This is a genomic window from Limosilactobacillus coleohominis (assembly GCF_016901675.1).
In the GTDB taxonomy this organism is placed as follows: domain Bacteria; phylum Bacillota; class Bacilli; order Lactobacillales; family Lactobacillaceae; genus Limosilactobacillus; species Limosilactobacillus intestinavium.
Genome location: NZ_JACJKU010000095.1, coordinates 1 through 4,318, shown reverse-complemented (window position 1 = coordinate 4,318; position 4,318 = coordinate 1). Strand labels below are relative to the sequence as shown.

The 4,318-nt window shown below is 42.0% G+C and carries 5 protein-coding genes; all 5 read left to right on the top strand.

The window, feature by feature from the left end; all coding sequences use genetic code 11:
- The first annotated feature begins 38 nt into the window (after nt 1–38).
- On the top strand, nt 39–605 hold the full coding sequence (gene rnmV, locus H5975_RS07370) for a ribonuclease M5 (protein ID WP_204785502.1): 567 nt from the start codon (nt 39–41) through the stop codon (nt 603–605).
- A complete protein-coding gene (rsmA, locus tag H5975_RS07365) occupies nt 598–1,488 on the top strand; it encodes a 16S rRNA (adenine(1518)-N(6)/adenine(1519)-N(6))-dimethyltransferase RsmA (protein WP_204785501.1) in 891 nt (296 codons plus the stop codon). Before rnmV ends, rsmA begins: the two co-directional genes overlap by 8 nt.
- Before the next feature lie 167 nt (nt 1,489–1,655).
- Nucleotides 1,656–2,507: a 4-(cytidine 5'-diphospho)-2-C-methyl-D-erythritol kinase gene (ispE, locus tag H5975_RS07360; RefSeq protein WP_178660304.1), complete on the top strand. Its 852-nt coding sequence runs from the start codon at nt 1,656–1,658 to the stop codon at nt 2,505–2,507.
- A 185-nt stretch (nt 2,508–2,692) separates the two neighbouring features.
- Nucleotides 2,693–3,604, top strand: a complete 912-nt coding sequence (locus tag H5975_RS07355; RefSeq protein WP_204785500.1) for a metal ABC transporter solute-binding protein, Zn/Mn family — start codon at nt 2,693–2,695, stop codon at nt 3,602–3,604.
- A gap of 1 nt (nt 3,605) precedes the next feature.
- Nucleotides 3,606–4,274, top strand: coding sequence for an ATP-binding cassette domain-containing protein (locus H5975_RS07350; RefSeq protein WP_204785499.1), 669 nt, complete (start codon nt 3,606–3,608; stop codon nt 4,272–4,274).
- Nucleotides 4,275–4,318 lie beyond the last annotated feature (44 nt).

Below are 4,318 nucleotides of genomic sequence, written 5' to 3'. Positions count from 1 at the left end.
GAAGAATGCTCAGCGACGATTTAAAGAAAGAAATCAAAATGAAGAAGATTAAAGAAGTAATTGTTGTCGAAGGTAAAGATGACACGAAGCAAATTCAACGAGCAGTGGATGCAGACACTTTTGAAACCAATGGTTCTGCCTTGTCATCGTCAGATATCGAGCAACTAAAAAAGCTGCAAAAGACCCGGGGCCTCATTATTTTTACTGACCCTGACTTTAACGGCGAACGCCTGCGCAAAATGATTAGTCAGGCCATTCCGGGAGTAAAACACGCCTTTATTCGCCGTGATCAAGGTATCCCAACAGAAGCCCATGGCAGTTTGGGGGTCGAACATGCTACTCAGAAGACAATCTTGAATGCGTTAGATAGTCTATATACTGAAGTAGAGGCTCAGGAGCCCATCTTTGATCGTCGTGATATGGTTGATGCAGACTTGGTAAGCGGCCCTGCTGCCCGCTATCGACGAGAACGGTTAGGACAACTCTTAGGAATTGGTTACGGGAATGGTAAACAGATGCTGAAACGACTCAACGTTTTTCGCATTACACGCGATCAGTTTGAAAGGGCAGTTCAGCAAATGAATCAGGAGGAACGAAATGGCTAAGGCAGACATTGGAAATGCACAACGGACCAAAGAGATTATCAAAAAGTATGGCGTGCGTGCCAAAAAGGGCTTTGGTCAGAACTTTTTAACTGATTTAAATGTACTGACTGGAATTGTCAATGCGGCTAATATTTCTAAAAATGATAATGTCATTGAAATTGGGCCAGGTCTTGGTGCATTGACAGAACAACTTGCCAAGGCTGCTGGAGAAGTGGTTGCTTTAGAAATTGATGAGGATTTACTGCCGATACTGGCGGATGTTTTATCACCGTATGATAACGTCAAAGTTATCAATCAGGACGTGCTGAAGGCTAATCTGCCTGAACTAATTCAAAAGGAATTCACTGATCCAACTAGGCCGATCAAAGTGGTAGCCAATTTGCCATATTACATTACTAGTCCAATCTTGATGGGGCTGTTAAATAGTTCTGTTCATTGGGATGCTATTTGTGTCATGATGCAAAAAGAGGTTGCGGAGCGGCTTACGGCTAAAGTTGGCACTAAAGAGTATGGTTCATTAACGTTGGCTATTGAGTATTTAATGACCGCACGATTAGCATTTGGAGTATCACGACATTCGTTTGTACCAGCGCCAAATGTTGACTCGGCAATTGTCGTATTAGAGACACGGCAAGAGCAGTTGGCGGTCCAGCCATTTAGTCGACAAAAACTATTTAGCTTCATTAAGGCCTGTTTTGCCCACCGTCGCAAGAACTTATGGAATAATTTGAAACCAGTTGTGGGTAAAGATAAGGAACGACAAGCGGCGGTTAAAGAGATTTTAAGTCAGTTAGACATTGCAACGACGGACCGCCCTGAAACGCTCAATTTAGAGCAATTTATCCGTCTAGCTAATGCGTTGCATGCACAGAACTTAATTTAATTAAAAGGAGCTTCAAGTGTTCTTTATTGAGAATGTTTGAAGTTCTTTTAAGGTTGTCAAATAATTCAGCTTGTTCCCTAAAACAGCAGGAGTTTATCACTTGCCAACCCGTTTGAAGCAAGTTACTATAATAAGAAAAATGATATCAGACGAGGAGGGGGGAAAGCGTGATTGTTACAGAAAAAGCACCGGCCAAGATCAACTTGTCCCTGGATACACCGATGCGTTATCTAGACGGTTCACCACAGTGGGACATGGTGATGAATTCGATTGACTTAGCCGACTACATTACCATTGATATTCATGATCATCCTCAAACGATTGAAGTCTGCACCGATAGTGGCTTTTTGCCAAATGATCAACGCAATCTAGCCTACCAAGCAGTTCATATTTTAAAAACTCGTTTTCACCGTTCCGAAGGGGTCACAGTTAAGATTAAAAAGAATATTCCAGTAGCGGCTGGACTAGGTGGCGGTTCATCAGATGCTGCAGCGGTATTGCGGGGATTGAATCGTGGGTGGCAACTCGGCTTGACATTAGATGAACTAGCACACCTTTCACTAACGATTGATTCGGACGTTCCATATTGCATCTATAATCATACGGCGCATGTTACTGGTCATGGTGAACAGGTAACCCTCCTGCCGTCATGTCCTCATTATTGGGCGGTGATTGCTAAACCCAGCGTTAGCGTCTCAACCCCGATTATTTTGAAACAAATTAATTATGAACAACTGGAACATCTTGATAATCAGGGCTTGCTAGATGCTATTCATCAACAGGATTGGCAAGCTGCCTTTGCAAAAATGGGTAATGTTTTAGAGTGTGTAACCATGCAAGAATATCCTAAAATTAAGAAATTAAAAGATGGGATGCTCCGTCTTGGAGCTGATATGGCTCATATGAGTGGCACAGGGCCCACAGTTTTTGGTATTTGCCATAGTGAGTCCCGTGCTAAGCGAATTTATAATAGTATGCGTGGTTTTTGCACCGAAGTGTATTTGGTTATGCTTCTGTAATCAGGAATTATTTCATCACGAATGGTTCTCGCCGTCTAATTAGAGATGGCGAGTTTTTTGTATTCTTGTTTAGAGTTGAGAAAAGCTTTCGATAAAATTTATTCTTGCTAATGTCCCGTAGTTTCGGTAATATATTCTTTGCGAGTTAATAGTAATGATTACTATTTAGAAAAAGGAGATCTGATATGAATAAGAAACGATGGGGATTAGTGGGACTAATTAGCTTACTGGTAATCGTTCTGGTTTTAATGATTACCGGCTGGCAACCAAATCAAAAGCGTCAGCAACGACCGATTCGGGTGGTTACTAGTTTGAACTTTTACGGAGAAGTGGCACGAACAGTTGCTGGAAAATATGGTGAGGTCCAATCCTTTATTAATAGTGGGAGCGTAGACACTCATGATTTTCAGCCATCAACAAAACAGGCCCGCCAGTTAAGTCACGCTAATGTGGTGATTGAAAACGGCCTCGGTTATGATGAATGGGTCAACAAAATGGTTCATGCGGCTGATGGTCACCAAAGGGTTATTAACGTTGGTCAGGATGTTGCCGGAAAAAAATCCGGTGATAACGAGCACGTTTGGTATGAGCCAACGACAATGAGCAGATTAGCACAGCAACTGGCCCAACAATACAGTAAAATTGACCCATCCCATCGTCATTATTATCATCAACAGGCAAAGCGTTATCAAAAACAATTGGCAAAGTTAAATGCTACGATTGAACGAGCAAAGCGAAATGCTCAAGCAGGTAACCGAGAAGTCTTAGTTAGTGAACCAGTGTTTGATTATGCATTGAAAAACATGGGTTACAAAATTCAAAACGAACGCTTTGCTAAAGTGGTAGAGGATGGTAATGACCCTTCACCACAGGAAATTACCCAGATTCAGTCAGCAATTCGTAATCATGAAGTGGCTTTCGTGGTCAATAATAAACAGGAAAGCAATTCTACAGTGAGAAACATGGTCAAGCTGGCAAGGCAACATGATATCCCGGTCTTAAACGTAACCGAGACCAAACCAGCCCACCAGACTTACGTTGAATGGATGCAGAGCGAATATGATTCGTTAATTCAAATTCAAGAAAGGAGCAAGTAAGGTGTCTTTAGTATCTGTCGATGACATTACGTTATCATACGGTGATCAACCGGTGATTCAAGACTTGAGTTTTGAAATTAACAAGGGCGATTTTCTGGTCATGGTTGGTGAAAATGGGGCCGGTAAAACTACAGTAGTTCGATCGTTACTTGGGGAGCTGAAACCTCGAGAAGGTGAAATCATTAAACAACGTCACTTGAAAATTGGTTATGTGCCACAGTTTCGCAATTTACCAACAAACTATCCTTTGTCAATCAGGGACTTCGTGGGACTAAATTTAATGCAGTCTCATTTGCCGTGGCTAACCAGTGCAGAACACCATCGTCTAGACCGGATTATTCGAGAAACTAACTTGTCTAAAATTGCTGGTCGGCCGTTAGGGTTAGCCTCTGGTGGAGAAAAGCAACGAGCTTATTTAGCGCAAGCATTGGTTGATCGTCCGCAACTGCTCATCTTGGATGAGTCAACAGCAAGTTTGGATAATGAGATGAAGTATGAATTATTGGATTTGGTAGTCAAATTTCAACAAAATGGTTTAAGCGTGTTGTTTATTACCCATGATTGGGATCTTGCCAAACGTTATGGGAGCCGTTATTTGCAGTTATTACCAAATGGTGCCTATCAAGAGGGACCAATTAATGAACTACCATCATTAATTGGTCCCTCTTGATAGGCACCATTTGGTAATAACTGCAAATAACGGCTCCCATAACG